Genomic DNA, 20,242 nt, shown 5'->3' with positions numbered 1-20,242 from the left:
AGGAGCGATGGTTTCGGACGTACTGATCGTTGGGGCCGGGCCCGTCGGGCTGACCGCGGCGATCGTCCTGACCCAGCAGGGTCACCAGGTCACGATCGTGGACGCGCAGGCCGAGAGCCTCAACACCTCCAGAGCCGCCGTCGTGCACCCGCGTACCCTCGAACTGCTCAGGCCGTACGGCGTGGCGTCGGCGATGACCGCGCACGGCCTCCACACCCCGCGCTTCACCATCCGCGACCGGGACCGCGTGCTCGTCCCGGTGCCCTTCGACGGCCTGGACACGCCCTTCCCCTACACCTTGATGATCTCCCAGGCGGACACCGAGGCGTTCCTGCTTGCCAGGCTGGCGGAGCTCGGCGGCAAGGTGCTGCGCCCCGCCACGGTGACCGGCATCGAGCAGGACGCCGAAGGCGTCACCGCCACCCTCGACGACGGGCAACGGATCCGTGCCGCCTACCTGATCGGCGCCGACGGGATGCACAGCATGGTCCGGGAGAGCGCCGGGATCGCCTTCGACGGCGGCGCCTACGAGGAGTCGTTCACGCTCGCCGACGTGCGCCTTTCCGGTGGTGTTCCGCGGAACGAGGTCATCCTCTACTTCTCACCCGCGGGGCTGGTCGTCGTCGCGCCGCTGCCCGGCGGGTCCTACCGGATCGTCGCCACGGTGGACCAGGCGCCCCAGCGGCCCGATGCCGCGTTCGTCCAGCGGCTGCTGGACGAACGCGGGCCCGAGGCCGAGCCCGCCGTCGTGCACGAGGTCCTCTGGGGATCGCGCTTCCGCGTGCATCACCGCATCGCCGCCACCTACCGCAAGGACCGCGTCCTGCTGGCCGGCGACGCCGCGCACGTCCACTCTCCCGCCGGCGGCCAGGGCATGAACCTCGGCATCGACGACGCCGTCACCCTGGGCGAGACCCTCTCCCGCGTGCTGCGGGGCGCCTCGCCCGACCTGCTCGACGGCTACGCCACCGGCCAGCGGCCGCAGGCCGAGAAGGTGGTCGCCCTGGCCGGCACGCTCACCGCCCTGGCCACGGCCGCGTCCGGGAAGCGGCTGCTGCGTAATCTGGTCCTGAGGCTGGCGGGGAAGATCCCCGCCGTTCGGCACCGTCTGGCCTGGCAGCTGTCCGGCTTGAACCGCCGATGAGCTCGCGGGCGGCTGACCGGACGTCCGATCCGGCGAGCCGCCATGACCGGCTCCGTTGCCCGCCACCCCGGCGAGCCATGGCCGGATTCCTTGCTCGCGACTCCGGTGAGCCATGGCCGGCTTCGTTGCCCGCGACTCCGGCGAGTCATGGCCGGCTTCGTTACGCGTCCCCGGCTTCCGAGGCCGTCCCGCCCAGCCGCAGCATCACCTTGCTGCTGCCGCTCGACGGGTCGGCGGCGACGGCGAGTGCCTCGGCGGCCTGGTCGAGGGTGAAGCGGTGGCTGATGATCGGGGAGACGTCGAGGCCGTCCCGCATCGCGTCCAGGGCCTCGTCGATCTCCTCGGCGAAGCGGTACGAGCCGATCCAGGTGATCTCCCTGGTCACCAGGTCGCCCAGGGCCGCGAGGGCGGGCGTCCCTGGGAGGTTACCGACCTGGACGAGGGTGCCGCCGCGGGCCGTCGCCCGCAGGACGGAGCCGAGCGCGGCCGGCGCCCCCGAGGCCTCGAAGACCAGCTCGACATCCTCGGGGAGCGCCGCGTCGCCGCTGACGTCGAGGGTCTCGTCCGCGCCCATGGCGCGGGCGACGGCGAGGGAGGTCTTGGCGATGTCCGTGGCGATGACCGTGGCCGCTCCGCGGTGTTTCGCGGCGGCCACGACCAGTGAGCCGATCGAGCCGGCGCCGTTGACCAGCACGGTCTTCCCACGCAGATCCCCGGCGCGGGACACGGCGTGCATCGCCACGGCCAGAGGCTCGGCGAGGGCGCCGTGCTCGGTGCCGACGCCTTCGGGCAGGGGCCGGACCTGGGCCGCGCGGACCACGCGGTACTCGCTGAAAACGCCGTCGGTGTGGGGATCGAAGGCGGCCGATCCGAAGTAGCGGATCCGGGGGTAGAGGTTCGTACGGCCGGCGAGCCGGTCGGGCAGGCGGCCGTCACCGATCAGCTCGGCCGGGTGCACGGTGACCGGCTGGCCCACCGCGAGACCGCGGACACCCGGGCCGAGGCCGGCGATCCGGCCGGCCACCTCGTGCCCGAGCACCAGCGGGTGCCTGAGTACGGCGGTCCCGGAGGCCCCATGCTTCCAGTACGTGATGTCGGAGCCGCAGATCCCGCCCCATTCCATGGCGAGGAGGACCTCCGCTTCCCCGGGCACCGGATCGGGGCGTTCGTCGATCCGGAGGTCGCCGGGGCCGTGCACGACGACGGACTTCATGCTGCGTCCTCCAGAAGGACCAGGTCGCGTCCGCGGGTCTCCGGGGCGAGGATCGTGGACAGCAGGGTGATGAGGGAGTAGACGACGAGCATCGCCGCGATGGGCCACCAGCTACCGGTGACGGCGGTGAGGGTCGCCGCGACGACCGGGCCGATGGCGGTGGCCAGGATGCCGCCGATCTCCTTGGCGAGGGCGAGCTGGGTGAAGCGGGTCCGGGAGCCGAACAGCTCGGCCATCGTGACGCTCTCCAGCGAGAACAGGCTCAGGACGCCGATGTTCAGCCCGAAGATCATGCCCAGCATCAGCGCGGCCGTGCTGCCGGAGGTGATCAGCAGCATCATCGGGAACGCGAAGGCGACGGTCAGCAGGGTCACCGCGATGTACATGGGGCGGCGGCCGAACCGGTCGCCGAGCAGGCCGACCAGCGGCACGGTGGCGAACCCCAGCAACGAGCCGTAGACGATGGCGCTGGTCGGGATCGACCGGTCGACAAGCAGCGTGGTGGCGAGATAGCCGACGAGGAAGGTCTGGACCAGGCCCGAGTTGCCGGCCTGACCGAACCTCAACCCAAGGGCCAGGAAGAACGCCTTGCCCTTGCGCTGCCGGAGCCCGGCCTCGAGAACGCTCTTGTTCTCCTCCTGGAAGACGGCCTCGGCCTCGGTACGGGACATCGCGACGCCGTCCACGACGTCGGGCCGCTCTTCGAAGACCGGGCTCTCCTTGAGATTGCGGCGTACCCATACCGCGAACACCATGAGCACGAAGCTCAGCAGGAACGGCAGCCGCCACCCCCACGTGAGCAGTTGCTCCTCACTGAGGACGGCGAGCAGGATCGCCCACAGGCCCGACGCCGCCAGCGTGCCGGTGTTGGTGCCGAGCGACACCAGCGACGCGACCAGGCCGCGCCGCTTCACGGGGGCGTACTCGGCGAGCATGACCGTGGCTCCGGCGATCTCCGCGCCGGCCCCGAAGCCCTGGATGAGCCGCAGGACGACCAGCAGGATCGGGGCCAGGATGCCGATCACCGCGTAGGTCGGCAGGACGCCGATCAGCGTGGTCGACGCGCCCATCAGCAGGATGGTGGTGATCAGGACCTTCTTGCGGCCGATCCGGTCGCCCATCCGGCCGAAGTAGATGGCGCCGGCCAGCCGGGCGACGTATCCGACGCCGTAGGTGGCCATGGCGGCGATCAGCCCGATCGCCGGGCTGACGTCCGGGAAGAAGATCTTGTTGAAGACGATGGCGGCCGCCAGCGAGTAGAGCTGGAAGTCCATGAACTCCATCGCCGTGCCGAGCCAGCCGGACATGGCCGCCCTGACGAGGTCACGGGTCGTCCTTGTCACGGGGCCCGCGGGCTCCGTCTGTGTGCTGTCTTTCATGGGAACTCCGTGGTGGGTTCAGATCTCGACGCGGCCGGCCCGCAGTGCGGGGAGCCGGGCGGCGGTGCCGGAGACGAGTGCGCCGTCCCCGGCCAGGTCCGCCGCGCCCAGCACGCTGAGCAGCCGGCGGATGGTGTCTTCGTGATCGGATGTCTCGTGCCAGCAGGCCGCCAGCTCTGCGGCGGCGGGGTCCGTCGTGCCGAACAGCTGCTCGCCGCCGGCGGGCCGGGTCGCGTTCGCCCAGGCGGCGAGCGCGAGCTCGAGCGTCGGAGTGGCGGCGGAGGCGGCGCGCAGCGAGCGGAGGGCGCCGAACCAGCGTTCCGGGATCTTCCGGGAGCCGTCGGAGCCGATCTGCCGGAGCAGGTGCCGCATCCCGGGGTTGCGGAACCGCTCGACCAGGTCGTCAGTGTACGTGGCCGGGTCCGGCCCGTCGGCGGGCAGTGTCGGTGCGAGCTCCGCGCCCAGGGCCCGGACCAGCCGTTCACCCCAGCCGGTCGCCATGACGTCGGCGATCGTCGCGCAGCCCGCCGCCGCCCCGAGATAGGCCATGGCCGAGTGGGACCCGTTGAGCAGCCGCAGCTTCGTGAGCTGGTACGGCCCGACGTCGGGGACGAACAGGGCGCCGTCGAGCTCCCACGGCGGACGCGGGCCGGCGAAGGAGTCCTCCAGAACCCACTGCCGGTACGGCTCGCCGACGACCGCCACCTCGTCGCGCACGCCGAGCGCGCTACAGGCCGCCGCCCGGTCCGCGTCGGTCGTCGCGGGCACGATGCGGTCGACGATCGTGGCGGGGAAGGCGACCGAGGTGGCCAGCCAGTCGAGGACGGCCCGCCGGTCCGGCCACGACGAGGCTTCGACGAAGCCCCGGACCACCGTGCCGAGCGCGGCGCCGTTGGCGGCCATGTTGTCGCAGGACACGACGCTGATCGGGGCGCCGTTGACCCGCATCCGCGCGGCGAGCCCCGCGGCGAGCCGGCCGACGACCGTGGTGATGTCCGCCGTCCGCCGCGCCGCGAGGTCGGCGGCGATCAGCGGTGCGCCGGTGTCGAGCTCGCCGGTGCCGGGGCGGCGGTAGTGGCCGTTCTCGGTGATCGTCAGGGTCAGCACGGTGACGTCGGGGTCGGCGAGCAGGTCGTCGACCCGCTCGGCGTCCGGGCGCAGCCCCAGCGCGTCGACGATCGACCCGACCGCGCGGGTGGCGGTGGTCGCCGGGTGGCGTTCGGTCACCGAGTACAGGCAGTCCTGGGCGCGCATGGCCCTGACCACCCGCGTCGAGTTCGGGGCCACGGCGACGATGCCCCACGGCTCGCCGCCGCGGGCTGCCGCGTTCTCGGTGTAGACCGCCTGGTGGGCCCGGTGGAAGGCGCCGAGGCCGAAGTGCACGATCCGCGGGCGAAGCTGCCGGGGATCGACGGCCGGGCGCAGCTCGGGAGCGATCCGGTCGAGCGTGGCGCGGCTCAGCGAGGGCGCCGTCAAGGTCTTCACCAGTCATGCACCGAACCGTCGAGGCGCCGCGCGACCGGCAGGTAGCGGGCCTCGTAGGGGAAGCGCGCGGCCTCCTTCTCGTCGTACTCGACGCCGAGGCCGGGCTCCTCCGACGGGTACAGCATGCCGTCGGAGAGCGTCACTCCGCTGCGGAAGACCTCCGCGGTCTCGTCGGCGTGGCCCATGTACTCCTGGATGCCGAAGTTCGGCACCGAGATGTCGACGTGCACCGCGGCGGCGAGGGTGATCGGCGACAGGTCCGTCGCCCCGTGGGAACCGGTGCGGACCTGGTAGAGCGCGGCCAGGTCGAAGATCCGGCGCAGGTGCGTGATCCCGCCGGCGTGGACGACCGTGGTGCGCACGTAGTCGATGAGCTGCTCGGTGATGAGGTGCTGGACGTCCCAGATGGAGGTCAGCGCTTCCCCCACCGCGATCGGTGTCGTCGTGTGCTGCCGGATGAGCCGGAACGACTCCTGGTTCTCGGCCGGGGTCGGGTCCTCCATCCAGAACAGCCGGCAGTCCTCGACCCGCTTGCCGAAGCGGGCCGCCTCGATCGGGGTGAGCCGGTGGTGGATGTCGTGCAGGAGGTGGAAGCCGAAACCGAAGCGCTCGCGTACGGCTCCGAGATAGGTCGGCGCGAACCCGAGGTAGGCCTCGGTGTCCCAGGGCTGCTCGTCGGGCAGCGAGCTCGCGGCCGGCTCGTACACCTTGCCCTTGCGGACCCCGTAGGTGCCACCGACGTCCGGGACGGCGGCCTGGGCGCGGACCGCCTTGTAGCCGAGATCGAGGAACCGCTCGACATCGTCGAGCAGGGCGGGGACGTCCGCGCCGCTGGCGTGCGAGTAGACCATGACGCCGTCGCGGGAACGGCCGCCGAGCAGCTGGTAGACCGGCAGGCCGGCGACCTTGCCCTTGATGTCCCACAGGGCCGTGTCCACGGCGGAGATCGCCGTCATCGTGACGGGGCCGCGGCGCCAGTACGCGCCACGGTAGAGGTACTGCCACATGTCCTCGATGCGCGCCGGATCCTTGCCGATCAGCAGGGGCACGAGGTGCTCCTGCAGGTAGCTCGCGACGGCGAGCTCACGGCCGTTCAGGGTGGCGTCGCCGAGGCCGGTCACGCCGTCCGACGTCGTGATGCGCAAGGTGACGAAGGTCCGCCCCGGGGAGGCGACGAACACCTCGGCCCGCTCGATCTTGCTCACAGGTCCCACTCCTTCGGACAGCCTTCATCGTGGTCGCACAGTACTGATATACAAGCATCTGTCGCACAGATGCGCAATACCAGTTGTGCGCCCGCGGATCGGCTGCTCGCTCAGGCGTCCCGCGCCGGTAGGGTGAGCGTGTGGCCGGATCGAATCAGCGGCGGACCAGCCGACGCACTGTCTACGAGGCCCTGCGCCGCAAGGTCCTGACCCTTGAGCTCCCGCCGGGGACGGCCCTGTCGGAGAACGAGCTGGCGGCCTCGCTCAAGGTGAGCCGCACACCGGTCCGGGAGAGCTTGATCCTGCTGTCCGAGGAGGGCCTGGTCCAGATCTTTCCCCAGGTCGGTTCGTTCGTCTCACGTGTCGACCCGGCCAGGGTGGCCGACGCGCAGTTCCTGCGCGAGGCCGTGGAGATGGCCTCCCTCGACGACCTGCCCGCCGAGCTCGACGCCCAGCTGGTCGACGAGCTCCGGCGCAACCTCAGGGAGCAGCAGCAACCGGGCCTTGATCTCGAGGGGTTCTTCGAGCTCGATGAGGCCTTCCACCAAGGCCTGCTGCGGCTGAGCGGGCATGGCAGCGCCTGGACGACCGTGGCATCGGCCAAGGGCCATCTCGATCGCGCGCGCCGGCTCGGCCTCCACGAGACCCCGGCGACGGACTTCGCCGCCCAGCACGTCCAGATCCTCGACGCGGTGCTCGCCGGCGACGTCGCGCTGGCCCGCACGGCCATGCGCACCCACCTGAGAGCCGTCTTCAACGACGTCGAACGCATCCGGGAGCACTCGCCGGAGCTGTTCGCGACGGATTCGGGATCGGCTCCGGTACGCCGCAACGTCGTCGTCTGGGAGTAGCCGCCGGGCTTGAGTCTCCAGTAAGGGGAGACGCGAAGGTGAGGGCATGGACGGCGACACGCGCTACTCGATCGGTGACCTGGCCCGGCGGACCGGGCTGACGGTCAAGGCCATCCGGTTCTACTCCGATCAGGGGATCGTGCCGCCGGCCGACCGCAGCCCGGCCGGCTACCGCCGCTACGGCATCGACGCCCTCGCCCGCCTGGAGCTCGTACGGACGCTGCGCGACCTGGGGCTGGATCTTCCCACGATCCGGAAGGTCGTGGACCGGGAGATCTCGCTCACCGAGGTCGCCGCGGCGCACGCCGACGCGCTGGCGGTGCAGATCCGCACGCTTCGGCTGCGGCGCGCGGTGCTGACGGTGGTGGCCAGGCGCGGGTCCACACCTGAGGAGATGGATCTCATGCACAGACTGGCCAAGCTCTCCGAGGACGAACGCCGGCGACTGATCGGCGACTTCCTCGACACCGCCTTCGGCGGCCTCCCCGAGTTCGCCGGGGCCATGCGCTCGATGACCCCCGAGTTGCCGGACAATCCCGAGGCCGAGCAGGTCGAGGCATGGGTCGAGCTGGCCGAACTGTCCCAGGATCCGGACTTCCGCGCCGGTATGCGGCGCATGGCCGAGCAGTACGCGGCCGAGCGGGCGCAGGGCGACACCGCGGTCCTGCGCCGCGGCTCCGCCGCGATGGTCCGTGAGGAGGCCGGCCCGGCCGTGGCGGCCGGCCTCGACCCCGCCTCACCCCAGGCCGACGCGGTCGTCGCAGCGGTCACGGCTCGCTACGCGGACGTTTTCGGCTGCCCCGACGACGACGGCCTCCGGCGGAGGCTGTTGGCGCGGCTGGAGAGCGCGAACGATCCTCGCCGGGAGAGATATCTCCGGCTGCTCGCGGTGATCAACGGCTGGTCGGCCCCGGAGAGCCTGGCGCCGGTGCTCGACTGGTTCGTCCGAGCTCTGCGTGTCCGGATGCCGGAGTAGCGGAGAGCGCACGACGGATCGTCAGGGATAACCCCTCGATCCATCACTATATGCATTAATCTAGCAACCGTGAGTAACAGAGTCGATGTCGGCGCCCCTCATTTTCGCCGTACGATCATCCGCGTGCTGCACCGCATCGGCCGGCGTGGGGCCTCCCTGGCGTTCGTCGGTCTGCTGAGTCTGGCGATCGCCGCTTCTCTGGCGTACGTACCGGCTGACCAGCGGGTCGCCCCCGGATACGCCATGCTGGCCTCCATCGCTCCCCTGGGCGTGTGGGCGCTGGTCTGGTGTGCCACCGGCGCTCTGTGCCTGGTGCAGATGTTCATGCGCTCGGATCGCGTGGCCTTCGCCGTCGCCACCGCCCTGCTCATGTTGTATGGCCTGGTGTACCTGTTCTCCACCTTCACCGGTGCCAACCCGCGTGGGTGGGTCGGCGGCGCGGTCTGGCTGGCTTTCGGCGGCTGGATCTCGCTGATCGCCACCTGGCCCGAGGCCGTCGTGGTGAGCCGCTTCCCGGGTGGCGAGGCCGAGCCGGGGGCCGAGCCGGAGGCCGTCATCGTCGCCGACGGCGCCGGGGTCATCCAGTCGTGGAACCCCCAAGCCGCGATCCTGTTCGGCTGGACCATCGACGAGGCGGTCGGACGATCGCTGACGATGCTGATGCCGCCCCGCTTTCGCGCCCAGCACTCCGCCGGACTCGCCCGGGTGCGCTCCTCCGGTCGCTCGGACCTGGCCGGGCGGATCATTCCACTGGTCGGCCTGCACCGCGACGGCACCGAGTTCGCCATCGCCCTCACCGTCAACGCCTGGCACAGCGATGACGGAGTCACCTATACCGGCGTGATCCGGCCCATCGGAGGCGGCAGTGTCCAGCCTGAGTAACCTCCTGATCCAGTTCTCCGTCGGCATCGTCCCGCTCGGCGTGGCCTATCTCGCCTTCCGCTCCGCCACCGACGCCAACAAGAAGACGCAACAGACCGCGCTGCTGCAGGCCGAACGCCACGCCGAGCTGGAACGCTCCAAGGTCGACGCCGACGCCTACGTCCGCGCCAAAACGATCTACGAGGACGCGCTGACCCAGATGGAGCGGCAGGTGGACCGCCTGCAGGACCAAACCACCCAGCTCAGCGCCGACCTGGCCAGCGAACAGACCGGATCCGCGGCGATGCGCGAGCAGATCCGCCAGTTCCAGGCCCAGATCCGTGCCCTCGAACGCACCGTGGCCGCGCTGCGCGGCCAGCTCATCGAGGCGGGGCTGTCCCCCGTGTCCGGCTCCGAGACCACCGGGCCGCACATGATCGGCGGCCCGCCGCGCCCTCGACCGGCCGAATGAAGCGGCCGGATCTTGTCGGTTGCGGTCGCTAAGCTCGGCGCCACCATGAACAAAGAGACTGAGACCCTCCTCGCAGTCCTCAACAGTCAGCGCGATCACGTGCTCGGCATCCTGGACGGCCTTCCGGAGGATGCGCTGCGACGGCCGGTGCTGCCGTCGGGCTGGACGTGCCTGGGGCTGGTGCGGCACCTCGCCCTCGACGTCGAGCGATTCTGGTTCCGCGCCGTCGTCGGCGGCGAGTCGGTCGAGCTCGAAACGGGGGACGCCGCCTGGCAGGTGGCCCCCGACGTGACGGCCGAGGCGGTGTTCGGCTCATACCGGCGGGAGACGGAGCTGGCGAACGCCATCATCGCCGCCACCCCGCTCGACGCCCCACCGGTCTGGTGGCCCGATGACTTCTTCGGCGACGCGCCGCCCCGCGACCTGCGTACGATCATCCTGCATGTGATCACCGAGACCGCGTGTCACGCCGGGCACCTCGACGCCGCCCGAGAGCTGACCGACGGCAGAACCTGGCTGGTCCTGACGTAGCCGCGCCCATCTGGTTCGCCGGGGCCGGGCGATATTCGAAACGCTCGGCTGGGTGGGGTCGGTAGGGTGGCGGGCGTGAAAGATCGGCCGGCGGGGCTTGATGAGCGGGCGTTGCGCGACCTCCTGGGCGCGTGGGGGATCGGGGCTGTTTCGCTGGACTACGCGCCGGTCGGGTTCGGGGACTACCACTGGGTCGCGGCTGATGCCGATGGGCCGCGGTGGTTCGTCACGGTCGCGGATCTGACGCAGAAGGGTCTGTTCGAGGAAGGCTCCGCGGAGAGCGGGCTGCGGCAGGCCATGGACACCGCCGTCGCCCTGCGCGAGCAGGGGCTGGACTTCGTCGTCGCGCCCCTGGCCACCGGCCGGGGCGAATCACTTCGGCTGCTCGGCCAACGGCATGCGGTGAGCGTCTTTCCGCTGGTACGCGGGCGCACCGGGGATTTCGGCGAGAGCCTGGCGGCCGGCGAGCGCGCCGCGGTCGTGGAACTGCTCGCCGAGTTGCACCGTACGGTGCCGCCGGCTTCGGCTCCCGTGCGGCCCCTGCGCATTCCGGCGCGGGATCGGCTGGAGGACGCCCTCCGGGAGACGGGCGGGGTCTGGCAGGGCGGGCCGTACGCGGAACCCGCCCGAGCCCTGGTGGCCGAGAGCGCCGGGAGGTTACGGGAGCGGCTGGACGAGTTCGACCGGCGGGCCGATGAGGTGAGCGGCGAGCACCTCGTGGTGACCCACGGTGAGCCGCATCCCGGCAACCTCGTGCTGGCCGACGGCGGCCCACTGCTGGTGGATTGGGACACGGTGGGGTTGGCGCGGCCCGAGCGGGATCTGTGGCTGGTCGCCGACGGGCCGGAGGATCTGGCACGGTACGCGGACATCACCGGGCGGCGGCCCGATCCGGAGGTCATGGACCTCTACCGGCTGCGCTGGGCCATCGAGGACGTGGCCCTTTACGTGGACGACTTCCGCGGGCCCCATGAGAGCGGCACCGACAGCCGCCAGGCGTGGGAGGCGCTCACCGGCACCGTAACCGACCTCTGTGGCCAGTACGGCTAGGCCTCCAGCGTGCGCAGGGTCGGGTCGGAGATCACCAGGTCGGCGGTCGGGCGGGTGCCGGTGACCAGGATCGCGTTCCGCTGGTCGGTGCCCATCACCCAGGCCACGGCCGCGTCGTGCTCCTTGCCGAACTGTTCGTGGCGGGCGACGAGCCGCCGCACCCGTTCGGTCTCGTCGAGATCGCAGTACCAGACCTCGTCGAGCTCGGGCCGGACCCGCGCCCAGTCGCCCTGGTCCAACAGCAGGTAGTTGCCCTCGGTGACGATGAGGCGGGCGGTCCGCGGGATCGGGATGCTGCCCGCGATCGGCTGTTCCAGGTCGCGTTCGAACGCGGGGGCGTAGATCACGTCGTCCTCGTCCGCGCGCAGGCGGCGCAGCAGCGCGGCGTAGCCGGCGGCGTCGAAGGTGTCAGGGGCGCCCTTGCGGTCGCGGCGGCCGAGCCGGTCGAGTTCCACGTCGGCGAGGTGGAAGCCGTCCATCGGCACGTGCGCCACCCAGTCGAGCGCGGGCTGGTCCTGCCGCAGCAGCCGGATCAGGTGCTCGGCGAGCGTCGACTTGCCGGCTCCGGGGCTGCCCGTGATGCCCAGCACCGCGCGGTGGCCGTCGCGTACGAGGGAGCGGGCTCGGGCGGCCAGGTCGGTGAGGGTCGTCATCGAGACTGGCTCGCGTGCAGCTGACCGGCGATGAAGCCGTGGGCTTGGCGGGCCAGGTCCTCGCCGTCGGACCACAGGTTGCGCCAGACGGCCAGGTCGTTCGACAGGCCGCGCGCCACCACGGCCGAGGAGAAGGACTCGAAGGTGATCGGCCCGCGGTAGCCGATGTCGGCCAGCGCGTGGAAGAACGAGGTGAAGTCCAGGTGCCCGGAGCCGAGATAGCCGCGGTGGTTCTCGCCGATGTGGACGTAGCCGAGCCGGGATCCGACCTCGCGTACTGGCCGTACGAGATCGTCCTCTTCGATGTTCATATGGTAAGTGTCCAGGTGAATGAGGACATTGTCCTCCCCGATGTCGTCCGCGAGCCGGAGCGCGTCGTGCGCGGTGTTGATGACGTTGGTCTCGTAGCGGTTGCAGATCTCCAGGCCGAGCGTCATGCCGCGCCGCCGCGCCTCCTGCGCCAGGCCGCGCAGCACCGACACCACGTTGCGGCGCCCGGCGTCGGTGAGCGGGCGGTCGTACTTGCCCAGGGCGCTGTAGAGGGCGCCGGTGAAGTGCGTGCCGCCGAGTTCGCCGGTGATGGCGAGCGAGTCCTGCAGCAGCTTCTCGCCGCGCGCCACCACGTCGGCGTCGTCGCTGGAGACGTCGGCGTCGAAGGCGAGTCCGCGCGAACACGCCACGCCGAGACCGGCGGACCGCAGGGCGTCGCGCGCGGCCGGGACGTCGAGGTTGATGGAGTCGTGCAGCGACAGTTCGAGCAGGTCGAAGCCGGTCTCCTTGGTCTTGCGGATCGCGTGCTCCACCGACGCGGGCGTGGTGTCGCCGGCCCAGACGAGGGCGTGCACGCCGATGGGGTTGGTCGTGGTGGCGGTGAGGGTCATCGTGGTGCCTTCTGTTGATCGTTGGTGGGGGCTCACTGGCTGACGGCGCCGGTGACGAGGGAGACGATCTCCTCGCCGTTCGTCTCGGACGTACGGCGCCCGCCGACGCAGCGGCCGGCGCGCATCACCCAGACGTGGTCGCTGAGCCGCATGACCTGCGCGAAGTTGTGGCTGATGAGGAGCACTGTGTGCCCCTCGTCGCGCAGCCGCAGGATGAGCTCCTCGACCCGGGCCGTCTCCTGGACGCCGAGCGCGGCCGTCGGCTCGTCCATGATGACGAGCCGGGAGCTGAAGCCCGCCGCGCGGCAGATGGCGACGGCCTGGCGCTGCCCGCCGGACAGCCGCCGGACGCGGGACTTCACCGCGGGGACGTTGACCGCGAGCGTGGAGACCATCTCCCGCGCGCGGGTCTGCATCGCCCGCCGGTCCAGGAACGCGATGGGACCGAACCCGCGGACGAGCTCGCGGTTGAGGAAGAGGTTCTGCCACACGGTGAGGTCCTCGACGAGGGCCAGGTTCTGGTGGACGGTCTCGATGCCGGCCTTGCGGGCGTCGTCGGGGGAGTGGAAGTCGCTCTCCTCCCCGTCGAAGATGATGTGGCCGTTGTCGGGCCGGTGGATGCCGGAGATACAGCGGACCAGCGTGGACTTGCCCGCGCCGTTGTCGCCGACCAGGGCGGTGATCTCGCCTTGACGCAGGGACAGCGAGACGTCGGCGAGGGCGCGGACGTTGCCGAACGACAGGGACACGTTCCGGGATTCGAGCAGGGTGTTCGTCATCGTTGGAACCTTGTCAGGAGCGCGGCCAGCACCACGACGATGCCGACGGCGAGGGGCTGGTAGAACTGCGAGACGCCGAGCAGCGTCAGCCCGTTGACCAGCGCGATGAGCAGGAGCGCGCCGATGACCGGGCCGATGATGCTGCCGCGCCCGCCGAACAGGCTCACCCCGCCGAGCACGACCGCGGCCACGGAGTTGAGCAGGAAGGCGGTGTTGGCGGCGGGCTCGGCCGCGCCGATGCGGGCGACCAGCAGGATGGCCCCGAGCCCGGCGAGCGCGCCGGAGATCGTGTAGACGGCGATCTTCACGCGCTGGGTGCTGATCCCCATGGCCGTCGCGGACTCCGCCGCGCCGCCCGTGGCCAGCACGTGCGTGCCGAACCGGGTGTGGAACAGCAGGACGTGCCCCAGCACCGCGACGACCGCCGCGATGACGAACGACCAGCCGAAGATCCCGAGCCCGCCGGTCGACAGCCCGAGCAGCGTCGCGTCGATGATCGTCACGGGCTTGCCCTCGGAGAGGATCAGCGCCAGCCCGGAGGCCGCAGAAAGGGTGCCGAGCGTGACGATGAAGTCGGTGATCTTGCCCCGGGCGATGATCACCCCGTTGACCACGCCGACCAGGCCGGAGGCGACGACGGCCGCCAGGCACGACAGCGCCAGGCCCATCCCCATCGAGTAGACCTGGCCGAAGGCGACCGCGCCCAAGGTCATCGCGGAGGCGATCGACAGGTCGATGCCCGCGGTGGCGATGACGAACGTCTGCCCCACGCTGAGGATGATCAGGATGGCGGCGGCGACCAGCATCGACGCGATGTTGCCCGCGCTCAGGAACGTCGGGTTCAGCGCCTGGAAGACGATCACTAGGACGATCAGCCCGACGAGGGCCGCCCACTCGGCCCAGAAGCCGACGTCCTTCAGACGCGCGGTCCAGGCCTCGTGCTCGGGTGCGGCGATTGCAGTGTTTGCCATCTCTGTCCTACTGGATGAGGCTCTTGAACGGGTCGGCGTAGGTGCCGAACGGCTTGGGCGTCGCCGCCAGAGCCTTGTCCGCGTTGTCCTTGGTGACCAGCTCGACCGGGGACTTCACCGTGCCCGGCAGCGGCTTGCCCGCCGTGGCGGCCTGGCACGCCTCGATGCCCATCAGGCCCATCGCGTACGGGTACTGGGCGACGGTGCCGTCCAGCGTGCCGGCCTTGACCGCTTCGAGGGCGTCCTTGATGCCGTCGACGCTGATGACCTTCACCTTCCCCGTCTGGCCGGCGTTGGCGATGGCCCGCGACACGCCTAGCCCCATGTCGTCGTTGGCGACGAAGAAGCCCTTCAGGTCCGGGTGCGCGCGCAGGAGGTCGGTCGCGGCGGTGAGCGCGGTCTGGCGATCCCAGTTGGCGGCGACGGTCTGGACGACCTTGAGCTTGGTGCCGATGCCCTGCTGGAACCCCTCGACCCTGGCGCCGCTGGTGACGTCACCCGCGATGCCGCCGACGACCGCGACGTCACCGCCGGAGGGCACGAGCTGGCTCATCCGCTGCCCGGCCATCTTGCCCGCCTCGCCGTTGTCGGTGCCGATGTAGGTGGCCAGCTTGACGTTGGCGCTCCTGGCCGCGCCGGGGTCGACCGGACTGTCGATGTTGACGATGGGCTTGTTCTGCGCGGCGATCCTGGCCAGGCCCTGGATCAGGTTGGTGCCGGTGATCGGGTTGACCACGAAGCAGGTGAAGGGCTGCCCGCCCAGGCCGTTGAGCTTGTCCGCCTGTCCGGTGGTGTCGGTGATGGAGGTGGCCGCCTGGACCGTGAGGGCCACGCCGCCCGCCTTGGCCTGCTCGTCCATGCCCTGCTTCATCGTCTGGAAGAACGGATTGTCCAGCCCCTTGATCACTGCGGCGACGTTCGGAGTCGCGGCGCCGGCGGTCGAGACGGTCGGACCCGCGGACACGCTGGAGCCGCACGCTCCCAGGGCCAGTGTTCCGGCCGCCAGAACGGCGGTGATCGCCGTCGCTCGCCTGCCATGCGAGGTCGTGTGCATCGGATGCCCCTTTCGGCGTCGATGGGATGACCGTATGGCTACTTCCGAAGACTGACAACCCTTCTTTCGACTTTTTAAGACGAAACTTTCTTGACTTACGAGTACTCGAAGTCACCGATAGAGTGGTCCAATGGCCATAACAGGCGTGTCCGCGCTGCGGATGGGAGTCAGCTCAGGGGAGATCCTCGGCTTGTTCCGCGACATCCCCGACGGGCTCACGAAAGCCGACGTCATGCGTCACACCGGCCTGTCGCGCACGACGGTCAACCAGCGCCTCGACGGACTGCTGGCCGCGGGACTGCTCATCCCCGCGCCCACGGAGGCGCGCACGAAGGGCCGGCCCGCCGGCCAGTTCGTCGTCAACCGCGACCGGGGTGTGCTGCTGGTGGCCGACGTGGGCGCCACCGGCCTGCGCACCGCCGTGTGCGACCTGGGCGGAGAGGTGCGGGCCGAACGCGACGTCCGCGCCGATGTGACGACCGGTCCGACGGCGATCCTCACGATCGTGTCCGAGCTGTTCGCCGAGCTGCTCGAGGAGCGCGGCCACGTTCCCGGCGACGTGCTCGGCATCGGCATCGACGTGCCCGGTCCGGTCGACTTCGCCAGCGGGCGGGTGGTCAGCCCGCCGATCATGACCGGCTGGGACCGCTTCGACATCCCGGGCTGGTTCACCGCCCACTACAACTGCCCGGTGCTGGTCGACAAGGACGTCAACGCGATGGCCTTCGGCGAGCAGCGCCTGCGCTACCCCGGGGTCCCGCACCTGCTCATGGTCAAGATCGGCACCGGCGTCGGCACCGGCCTCATCGCGGGCGGCCAGGTGCACCGGGGGGCCGACGGCGCGGCCGGCGACATCGGCCACATCCAGGTGGTGGTCGACGACGTGGCCGAGCCGCCGCTGTGCCGGTGCGGCAACGTCGGCTGCGTGGAGGCGTACACAGGGGGCTGGGCGCTCGTCCGCGATCTCCAGGCGGCGGGCCGCGACGTCGCCACCGTCGACGACGCCGTGCGGCTGATCCGCTCCGGCGACCTGGTCGCCGTACGACTCGCCCGGCGCGCGGCCCGCATACTCGGTGGCGCCATCGCCGACACCGTCAACCTGTTCAACCCGCGCATCATCGCGATCGGCGGCCAGCTCGCGCACACCGACGAGCAGTTGTTCGCCGGCATCCGCGAGATCGTCTACCGGCGGTCCCTGCCGCTGGCCACCCGCAATCTCCAGATCGTCCGCAGTGATCTCGACCCCGACGCGGGCATACTCGGGCTCGCGCAGCTCCTCGTGGACGGGATCTACTCTCCCCAGAGGGTCCAGGAACTCGTCGATCGCGGTGGCGCGGGCAGTAAGATCATGCTCCCCGTCCCCGACGGAGAATGAGACATGCGGAAATACGTGATCTTGGGCGTTCAGGGCAGCGGCAAGGGCACCCAGAGCACCTTGCTGGCCACCGATCTCGACCTGGTGCACATCAGCGTCGGCGACATCTTCCGCTGGCACGTCAAAAGCCACACCAAGCTCGGCGCCCAGGTCCGCCGCCTGGTCGCGGCCGGCGAGCTCGTGGGCGACGACCTGGTCGAGGCCGTCGTCAGGGAGCGCCTCCAGCAGCACGACTGGAACTACGGCTTCATCATCGACGGCTTCCCGCGCAGCCGGCGGCAGGCGGAGTTCTTCCTGGAGAGCTACGACATCGACGGCGTGATCCACCTCGACCTGCCCGACGACGAGGTGCGGCGGCGGGTCCTGGCCAGGCGGCTGTGCTCACGCTGCGGCATGGACTACAACCTGATCGCCCACCGGCCGGCGACCGAGGGCAGGTGCGACGTGTGCGGCGGCGAGCTCGTCACCCGCGAGGACGACGCCCCTGACGCGCTCGCCACGCGGCTGCGCGAATACCACGACAAGATCGACCCGGTCGTGGAGCTGTTCCGCGGCAAGGAGTACGTCACGACGGTCGACGCCCGCGACGACAAGGTGACCGTCCAGCGGAGCATCCGCGCCCGCCTCCAGCTCCCGCCGTACGTTCCGGAAAAATCAGGGGGCGAAGTCGCGGCCGAGTAGCTGCCGGGCGACGACCAGCTTGGTGATCTGGGCGGTGCCGTCGGCGATCTGCAGCGCGATCACGTCACGCAGCCGCTGCGCCTGCCGCAGTTCCTCCGAGTAGCCGGCCTGCCCGAACGTGAGCAGCGCCTGCTGGACGGCGTCCGCGGCCATCCTCGGCACCCACCACTTGACCATGTTCGCCTCGGTCGTGTGCGGGAGCCCCTGGTCCTTGCGCCACAGCGCCTCGTAGCAGAGCGCTCTGCCCGCGCGGAGCTGCGTGGCGTACTCGACCAGGGGGAAGCTGAGCCCCTGGAAGGCGCCGAGCGGGCGGCCGAAGGCGGTGCGCGTGCGCGCCCGCTCCAGCGCGTCGTCGATCGCCGCCTGAGCGGTGCCCGTCGCCATCAACGCGATCAGCGCCCGCGAATAGTCGAAACCCCGCATGACCTGGACGAATCCGAGGCCCTCGCCGCCCACGATCGTCTCGGGCCCGGCGGACAGGCCGTCGAAGGTCAGGTGGGCGCGGCCCACGGCGCGGTTGCCGAGGTCGGTGAACGCCTCCCGCTTGGCGGCGGCCAGGTCGGCGAGGAAGGCGGTGACGCCGCGCGCCCCCTGACCGCCCGTCCTGGCGAAGACCAGGCCGTGCGTGGCGGTCATGCCGAGCATGATCGAGGTCTTCTCGCCGTGCAGCAGCCAGGCGCCGTCCTGCGGTGTGGCGCGGAACTCGATGGCGGCGGCGTCCGATCCGTGCTCGGGCTCCGTCAGGCAGATGGCCGGGATCAGGTCGCCCGAGGCCAGGGCGGGCAGCCAGTCGCCCCGCTGCTCCGGCGAGGCGTTGGCCTGGAGGATGTCGGCCACGAGCGCGGCGTTGAGCACCAGGTAGCAGCTGTTCACGTCGACGCGGGCCAGCTCTTCGAGCACCAGGCCGGTGGTCACGGCGTCGGCGCCCGAACCGCCGTACTCCCGGTGGACGCGCAGGCCGAGCAGGCCCATGCGGGCCAGCTCGCCGGGCAGCTCGGGGCGCATGGCCGCGGCGCGGTCGTCGGACTGGTAGTGCGGGGCGAGGTGCTCGGCCGCGAAGTCGCGCACCCGGGCGCGCAGCCGCTCCTGCTCGCCGTCGAACGCGAAGTCCATGCGTCAGCCCATCCGTTCCCGCAGCTCGAACTTCTGCACCTTGCCCGACGCCGTCTTCGGCAGCTCGGCCACGACCGTCAGGCGTTCCGGCCAGAACTGCCGGGCCATGCCGAGCCGTTCCAGATGCCCCTGTACGTCGGCGAGCGACGGCGGCTCGCCATCCGGGACGACGAAGGCGCACGCCCGCTCGCCGAGCCGCTCGTCGGGATAGGCCACCAGCGCGGCCTCCTTGATCCGCGGGTGCCGCCACAGCGCGGCCTCCACCTCGACCACGGGGATCTTCTCCCCGCCCCTGACGATCAGGTCCTTGGCCCGGCCGGTGATCCGGATGCCGTCGTGGCCGTCGCCCCTGGCGAGGTCGCCCGTGTCGAACCAGCCGTCGGTCGTGAGGGCCTCGCCGTACAGGTCCGGGCGCTTCCAGTAGCCGACGCACTGGTTGGCGCCGCGTACCTGCAGCCGGTCGCCGGCGATCCGGACCTGCATCCACGGCGCGGGCCGGCCGTCGGAGCGCGCGGCGAGATCCGGCGGGTCCTCGGGGCGGGTGATCGTGACCGTGGCGTTCTCCGTCATGCCCCACAGCGCGTACATGCGCACGCCGAGCACCTCGCCCGCCTCCTCCACCACCTTGGGCGGGATCGGTGACCCGCCGCAGGCGAAGGAGTCGAGGGTCTTCAGGTCTCGGGGGCGGGCCCGCTGCGCGGCGATGGCGTCGACCACGAACGTGGTGGCGCCCATGCCGAAGTTGACGCCTTCCGACTCGACCAGGCCGAGCATGACGTCCGGGTCCCACACGTCCTGGAACACCGCCCGGCCGCCGAGCTGGAGCGGCATCAGGAAGCAGTAGAGGTAGCCGGCCTGGTGGGTGAGGGGCGATCCCATGTGGACGACCAGGTCCTCGTCCAGCCCGAGGGCCTCCGCCTCGGTGCGGATGCCGGCGTACAGCGTGTTGTGGGTGTGCATGACGCCCTTGGGCTCGCCCGTCGTGCCCGAGGTGAACATCACCTGGGCCAGGTCGTCCGGGCTCGCCTCCTGCGGCCCGAGCCGGACGTCGCGGCCGGACATGAAGACGTCGTCGAAGTCGAGCGGGCCGCCGCCGATGGTCACCGCGTGCCGCAGCGTCGGCACCTCCTTGGCGATCTCCGCGAGCATCCCGGCGTGGTCGAAGCCGCGGAACGACGCGGGCGCGACGCAGACCTTCGCCTCCGTACGTTCCAGCATGAAGCCGACCTCGCGTTTGCGGAGGATCGGGATGATGGGGTTGACCGCCGCGCCGACCCGCATGCAGGCGAGCGCGAGCGGCGGGAACTGCCACCAGTTCGGCAACTGGAGCGCGACCACGTCGCCCGGGCCGACGCCCAGCTCGGTCAGGGCCCCGGCGAACCGCTCCACCAGCCGGGACAGATCCGTGTACGTCAGTTTGACCAGGTCGTCGGCGCCCGCCTGATGCGCCGTGATCGCCACGCGCCCGGGGAAGCGCTCCACGGCCCGCCGGAGATCGTCCAGGGGCGTGGTGTCGCGCCACCAGCCTTCCCGGTAGCAGTGCTCGGCGTCGCTTCGCCACTCCATGC

General features: G+C 71.0%; 20 protein-coding genes. 9 read left to right on the top strand and 11 right to left on the bottom strand.

The genetic code is table 11. The features are described from left to right. Positions 1–7 precede the first annotated feature (7 nt). Positions 8–1,144 (top strand): FAD-dependent oxidoreductase, encoded by a 1,137-nt coding sequence (locus AB0B91_RS01775; RefSeq protein WP_358313675.1) that lies wholly within the window; start codon positions 8–10, stop codon positions 1,142–1,144. 160 nt (positions 1,145–1,304) lie between these two features. Here the strand turns inward: AB0B91_RS01775 and AB0B91_RS01770 are convergent, their stop codons facing one another. Genes AB0B91_RS01770 through manD form a run of 4 tightly spaced genes read right to left on the bottom strand, consistent with a single transcriptional unit; the run spans position 1,305 to position 6,426 of the window. Then, entirely contained in the window at positions 1,305–2,357 is a 1,053-nt protein-coding gene (locus AB0B91_RS01770; protein WP_358313672.1) for an L-idonate 5-dehydrogenase, read from the bottom strand. After that, positions 2,354–3,736, bottom strand: coding sequence for an MFS transporter (locus AB0B91_RS01765; RefSeq protein WP_358313669.1), 1,383 nt, complete (start codon positions 3,734–3,736; stop codon positions 2,354–2,356). Before AB0B91_RS01765 ends, AB0B91_RS01770 begins: the two co-directional genes overlap by 4 nt. A gap of 18 nt (positions 3,737–3,754) precedes the next feature. Continuing rightward, the gene (locus AB0B91_RS01760; RefSeq protein ID WP_358313667.1) at positions 3,755–5,221 is read right to left on the bottom strand and encodes a mannitol dehydrogenase family protein; all 1,467 of its coding nucleotides are present in this window, start codon (positions 5,219–5,221) and stop codon (positions 3,755–3,757) included. Further along, positions 5,218–6,426: a D-mannonate dehydratase ManD gene (manD, locus tag AB0B91_RS01755; RefSeq protein WP_358313664.1), complete on the bottom strand. Its 1,209-nt coding sequence runs from the start codon at positions 6,424–6,426 to the stop codon at positions 5,218–5,220. Before manD ends, AB0B91_RS01760 begins: the two co-directional genes overlap by 4 nt. Positions 6,427–6,566: 140 nt before the next feature. On the opposite strand from manD, the gene AB0B91_RS01750 reads away from it, so the two are divergent. The 6 genes from AB0B91_RS01750 to AB0B91_RS01725 all read left to right on the top strand — a co-directional run bounded on the left by AB0B91_RS01750 (position 6,567) and on the right by AB0B91_RS01725 (position 11,167). Continuing rightward, positions 6,567–7,277 (top strand): GntR family transcriptional regulator, encoded by a 711-nt coding sequence (locus AB0B91_RS01750; RefSeq protein WP_358313661.1) that lies wholly within the window; start codon positions 6,567–6,569, stop codon positions 7,275–7,277. A 46-nt stretch (positions 7,278–7,323) separates the two neighbouring features. Further along, entirely contained in the window at positions 7,324–8,253 is a 930-nt protein-coding gene (locus AB0B91_RS01745; RefSeq protein WP_358313658.1) for a MerR family transcriptional regulator, read from the top strand. 69 nt (positions 8,254–8,322) lie between these two features. Further along, positions 8,323–9,135 carry a PAS domain S-box protein gene (locus AB0B91_RS01740; protein WP_358313655.1) on the top strand — a complete coding sequence of 271 codons (813 nt, stop codon included), beginning with the start codon at positions 8,323–8,325 and terminating at the stop codon, positions 9,133–9,135. After that, a complete protein-coding gene (locus AB0B91_RS01735) occupies positions 9,119–9,586 on the top strand; it encodes a hypothetical protein (RefSeq protein ID WP_358313652.1) in 468 nt (155 codons plus the stop codon). Before AB0B91_RS01740 ends, AB0B91_RS01735 begins: the two co-directional genes overlap by 17 nt. Positions 9,587–9,631: 45 nt before the next feature. Further along, positions 9,632–10,117 carry a DinB family protein gene (locus AB0B91_RS01730; RefSeq protein ID WP_358313649.1) on the top strand — a complete coding sequence of 162 codons (486 nt, stop codon included), beginning with the start codon at positions 9,632–9,634 and terminating at the stop codon, positions 10,115–10,117. 75 nt (positions 10,118–10,192) lie between these two features. Then, complete coding sequence (locus AB0B91_RS01725; RefSeq protein ID WP_358313646.1) at positions 10,193–11,167, top strand: phosphotransferase; 975 nt, start codon at positions 10,193–10,195, stop codon at positions 11,165–11,167. On the opposite strand, the gene AB0B91_RS01720 is transcribed toward AB0B91_RS01725, so the two are convergent. The 5 genes from AB0B91_RS01720 to AB0B91_RS01700 are packed head-to-tail and all read right to left on the bottom strand — an operon-like array spanning position 11,164 to position 15,505. After that, positions 11,164–11,820 carry a nucleoside/nucleotide kinase family protein gene (locus AB0B91_RS01720; RefSeq protein WP_358313643.1) on the bottom strand — a complete coding sequence of 219 codons (657 nt, stop codon included), beginning with the start codon at positions 11,818–11,820 and terminating at the stop codon, positions 11,164–11,166. The two genes, AB0B91_RS01725 and AB0B91_RS01720, sit on opposite strands and share 4 nt — an antisense overlap. Next, a complete protein-coding gene (locus tag AB0B91_RS01715; protein WP_358313640.1) occupies positions 11,817–12,701 on the bottom strand; it encodes a sugar phosphate isomerase/epimerase in 885 nt (294 codons plus the stop codon). The genes AB0B91_RS01720 and AB0B91_RS01715 overlap by 4 nt, the downstream gene beginning before the upstream one ends. Before the next feature lie 32 nt (positions 12,702–12,733). Then, positions 12,734–13,480 (bottom strand): ATP-binding cassette domain-containing protein, encoded by a 747-nt coding sequence (locus AB0B91_RS01710; RefSeq protein WP_358313637.1) that lies wholly within the window; start codon positions 13,478–13,480, stop codon positions 12,734–12,736. Continuing rightward, entirely contained in the window at positions 13,477–14,451 is a 975-nt protein-coding gene (locus tag AB0B91_RS01705) for an ABC transporter permease (protein ID WP_358313634.1), read from the bottom strand. The genes AB0B91_RS01710 and AB0B91_RS01705 overlap by 4 nt, the downstream gene beginning before the upstream one ends. Positions 14,452–14,458: 7 nt before the next feature. Beyond that, the gene (locus tag AB0B91_RS01700; protein WP_358313631.1) at positions 14,459–15,505 is read right to left on the bottom strand and encodes a substrate-binding domain-containing protein; all 1,047 of its coding nucleotides are present in this window, start codon (positions 15,503–15,505) and stop codon (positions 14,459–14,461) included. Positions 15,506–15,635: 130 nt separating this feature from the next. Between AB0B91_RS01700 and AB0B91_RS01695 the strand changes: the two genes are divergently transcribed. Together AB0B91_RS01695 and AB0B91_RS01690 are read left to right on the top strand one after the other, a co-directional pair. Next, on the top strand, positions 15,636–16,880 hold the full coding sequence (locus tag AB0B91_RS01695; RefSeq protein ID WP_358313628.1) for an ROK family protein: 1,245 nt from the start codon (positions 15,636–15,638) through the stop codon (positions 16,878–16,880). 3 nt (positions 16,881–16,883) lie between these two features. Further along, complete coding sequence (locus tag AB0B91_RS01690) at positions 16,884–17,561, top strand: nucleoside monophosphate kinase (protein ID WP_358313625.1); 678 nt, start codon at positions 16,884–16,886, stop codon at positions 17,559–17,561. Here the strand turns inward: AB0B91_RS01690 and AB0B91_RS01685 are convergent. After that, complete coding sequence (locus AB0B91_RS01685; protein WP_358313622.1) at positions 17,535–18,674, bottom strand: acyl-CoA dehydrogenase family protein; 1,140 nt, start codon at positions 18,672–18,674, stop codon at positions 17,535–17,537. The genes AB0B91_RS01690 and AB0B91_RS01685 overlap by 27 nt on opposite strands. A gap of 3 nt (positions 18,675–18,677) precedes the next feature. Continuing rightward, positions 18,678–20,240, bottom strand: coding sequence for an AMP-binding protein (locus tag AB0B91_RS01680; RefSeq protein ID WP_358313619.1), 1,563 nt, complete (start codon positions 20,238–20,240; stop codon positions 18,678–18,680). Between the last annotated feature and the right edge of the window lie 2 nt (positions 20,241–20,242).

Source organism: Nonomuraea sp. NPDC049141 (genome assembly GCF_040648415.1).
Classification (GTDB): Bacteria; Actinomycetota; Actinomycetes; order Streptosporangiales; family Streptosporangiaceae; genus Nonomuraea.
This window is presented reverse-complemented; position numbering and strand designations above follow the sequence as displayed.

What these genes read in the sequence shown, in the direction of transcription:
- AB0B91_RS01775 (WP_358313675.1), top strand. Translation starts at nt 8, where the DNA reads ATGGTTTCGGACGTACTGATCGTTGGGGCCGGGCCCGTCGGGCTGACC.
- AB0B91_RS01770 (WP_358313672.1), bottom strand. Translation starts at nt 2,357, where the DNA reads ATGAAGTCCGTCGTCGTGCACGGCCCCGGCGACCTCCGGATCGACGAA.
- AB0B91_RS01765 (WP_358313669.1), bottom strand. Translation starts at nt 3,736, where the DNA reads ATGAAAGACAGCACACAGACGGAGCCCGCGGGCCCCGTGACAAGGACG.
- AB0B91_RS01745 (WP_358313658.1), top strand. Translation starts at nt 7,324, where the DNA reads ATGGACGGCGACACGCGCTACTCGATCGGTGACCTGGCCCGGCGGACC.
- AB0B91_RS01730 (WP_358313649.1), top strand. Translation starts at nt 9,632, where the DNA reads ATGAACAAAGAGACTGAGACCCTCCTCGCAGTCCTCAACAGTCAGCGC.
- AB0B91_RS01720 (WP_358313643.1), bottom strand. Translation starts at nt 11,820, where the DNA reads ATGACGACCCTCACCGACCTGGCCGCCCGAGCCCGCTCCCTCGTACGC.
- AB0B91_RS01715 (WP_358313640.1), bottom strand. Translation starts at nt 12,701, where the DNA reads ATGACCCTCACCGCCACCACGACCAACCCCATCGGCGTGCACGCCCTC.
- AB0B91_RS01710 (WP_358313637.1), bottom strand. Translation starts at nt 13,480, where the DNA reads ATGACGAACACCCTGCTCGAATCCCGGAACGTGTCCCTGTCGTTCGGC.
- AB0B91_RS01705 (WP_358313634.1), bottom strand. Translation starts at nt 14,451, where the DNA reads ATGGCAAACACTGCAATCGCCGCACCCGAGCACGAGGCCTGGACCGCG.
- AB0B91_RS01700 (WP_358313631.1), bottom strand. Translation starts at nt 15,505, where the DNA reads ATGCACACGACCTCGCATGGCAGGCGAGCGACGGCGATCACCGCCGTT.
- AB0B91_RS01695 (WP_358313628.1), top strand. Translation starts at nt 15,636, where the DNA reads ATGGCCATAACAGGCGTGTCCGCGCTGCGGATGGGAGTCAGCTCAGGG.
- AB0B91_RS01690 (WP_358313625.1), top strand. Translation starts at nt 16,884, where the DNA reads ATGCGGAAATACGTGATCTTGGGCGTTCAGGGCAGCGGCAAGGGCACC.
- AB0B91_RS01685 (WP_358313622.1), bottom strand. Translation starts at nt 18,674, where the DNA reads ATGGACTTCGCGTTCGACGGCGAGCAGGAGCGGCTGCGCGCCCGGGTG.
- AB0B91_RS01680 (WP_358313619.1), bottom strand. Translation starts at nt 20,240, where the DNA reads ATGGAGTGGCGAAGCGACGCCGAGCACTGCTACCGGGAAGGCTGGTGG.